Annotated in this window: 2 protein-coding genes; both read right to left on the bottom strand. The window is 69.8% G+C overall.

The annotated features are described in order from the left end of the window. Window positions 1-334 precede the first annotated feature (334 nt). The gene (locus FNQ90_RS20420) at window positions 335-673 is read right to left on the bottom strand and encodes a P-II family nitrogen regulator (protein WP_143622329.1); all 339 of its coding nucleotides are present in this window, start codon (window positions 671-673) and stop codon (window positions 335-337) included. Further along, window positions 670-1959, bottom strand: a complete 1290-nt coding sequence (locus FNQ90_RS20415; RefSeq protein WP_228471431.1) for an ammonium transporter — start codon at window positions 1957-1959, stop codon at window positions 670-672. Before FNQ90_RS20415 ends, FNQ90_RS20420 begins: the two co-directional genes overlap by 4 nt. Window positions 1960-2201: the final 242 nt, after the last annotated feature.

Genomic DNA, 2201 nt, shown 5'->3' with positions numbered 1-2201 from the left:
CTCCGGGGTGGGCGCGTTGAGCAGGTCCGCGAGCCACCGGTCGGTGGCCCGGGAGAGCTCCGCGCGGCGCGGGGCCCCGGTGGGGCCGTCCCCGCCCAGGATGCGGAGGCGGGCGGCGGGGTAGGAGTCGTCGGATCCGGTCGGGTCGCCGGTGGCGCGGCTGGTGTCGGCGGTCATGCGATCACGGCTCCCGGTTGTGGTCGGTCGGTGTCCTTCCGGGGCGTTCGCGCCCGGTGGGGTCCCCTCCTCGGTGGGAGCCCCGGGTCCCACCGGAGAGGGGCCGGCCCGGGGGGTTCCGGTGTTCACCGGAACCCCCCGGGCGGGATGACCCGGATCAGAGGGCGTCCGCTCCCCGGTCCCCGGTGCGCACCCGCACCGCGGACTCCACGGGAACGCTCCACACCTTCCCGTCGCCGATCTTGCCGGTGCGGGCGGCCTTGACGATGACGTCGATCAGTTGCTCGGCGTCCTCGTCCTCGACCAGGATCTCCAGGCGGGTCTTGGGCACCAGGTCCACGGTGTACTCCGCGCCCCGGTAGACCTCGGTGTGACCGCGCTGGCGACCGTAGCCGCTGGCCTCGGTGACCGTCATGCCGTGCACCCCGAACGCCTGGAGGGCGTCCTTGACCTCATCCATCCGGTGCGGCTTGATCACCGCGGTGATGAGCTTCATGCGTCCACCTTCTTCTCACCGGTCTGCGTGGCGGCCGGGGCCTGCACCCCGGCGGAACCGGCGGCGGAACCGCCGCCGGACTGGCTGAAGTCGTACCCGCTCTCCGCGTGGTAGACCTGGTCCAGGCCGGTCAGTTCGGCGTCCTCCTCGGCCCGGAATCCGATCGTGTGCTTGATGGCCAGGGCGAGCAGCAGGGTGACGACGAAGGAGTAGACGAGCACCGCGGCCGCCGCGATGGCCTGCAGGGCGAACTGGGCGAACCCACCGACCTCGATGGCCAGGAACCCGACCATGAGGGTGCCGATGAGGCCGCCGACGAGGTGGACGCCGACGACGTCGAGGGAGTCGTCGTAACCCAGCTTGTACTTCAGGCCCACCGCCCAGGCGCAGACCGCGCCGGATACCAGGCCGATGGCCATCGCGCCCATGGGGGTCACGTCCGCGCCGGCCGGGGTGATGGCGACCAGACCGCCGATGGCACCGGAGGCGGCGCCCAGGGTGGTGTAGGCGCCGTAGCGCAGGCGCTCGTAGATCAGCCAGCCGAGGACGGCGGTGCCGGTGGCGACCATGGTGTTGAGGGCCATCAGAGCGGTGGTCCCGTTGGCGGCCAGCTCCGAGCCGGCGTTGAAGCCGAACCAGCCGAACCACAGGAGGGCGGCGCCCAGCAGCACCATGGGCAGGTTGTGCGGGCGCATGCCCGAGTCCTTCTTGAAACCGATCCGCTTGCCGATGACCAGGACCACCGCCAGGGCCGCGATGCCTGCGTTGATGTGGACCGCGGTGCCGCCGGCGAAGTCGATGACCTCCCGACCGTCGATCTCCAGGCCGCCGATCCAGCCGCCCTCGCCCCAGACCCAGTGCGCGACCGGGAAGTAGACGATCGACACCCACACGGCGATGAACAGCACCCAGGCGCTGAACTTGACCCGTTCGGCCAGGGCACCGCTGATGAGGGCCGGCGTCAGGACGGCGAACATCAGCTGGAAGAGGGCGATGGTGAGCAGTTCGGGGGAGTTGTCCAGGTCGAGCATGCCCCGGAAGCCGACGAAGTCGAGGTTGCCGAAGATGCCGCCCCCCTCACCGTTGACGTCGGTGCCGAACGCGAGGCTCCAGCCGTAGAGCACCCACAGCACGCTGGAGATGCCCATCGCGATGAAGCACATCATCAACATGTTGAGCGCGCTCTTGACACGGATCATGCCGCCGTAGAAGAAGGCGAGGCCGGGGGTCATCAGCATGACCATGGCGGCACAGATCACCACAAATGCGATATCTGCTGCTTCCAAGGTGAACGTCTCCTCAGTGGTAACGACCCGTGCGGGCGGATTCTGGGCGGGTCGGGATGCGCCACACACTCCCGGAGAGGGGTTTCGGTCGATGCCGCCGGATGTTTCACGACCATGACAATGGCCCACGGAGTGTTACGTGCCCATGAAGCCCGCATGGATGGCGGGGATCACCCGTAGCGCGCCCCGCCGGGGGGCGGACGGGGGGTCGGGGCGCCGTCGAGGCGTCCACCATCCGGACG

It is taken from the genome of Streptomyces alkaliphilus (assembly GCF_014141535.1).
In the GTDB taxonomy this organism is placed as follows: domain Bacteria; phylum Actinomycetota; class Actinomycetes; order Streptomycetales; family Streptomycetaceae; genus Streptomyces; species Streptomyces alkaliphilus.
This window is presented reverse-complemented; position numbering and strand designations above follow the sequence as displayed.

Coding starts and splice junctions, on each gene's coding strand:
- FNQ90_RS20420 (WP_143622329.1), bottom strand. CDS start 673: ATGAAGCTCATCACCGCGGTGATCAAGCCGCACCGGATGGATGAGGTC.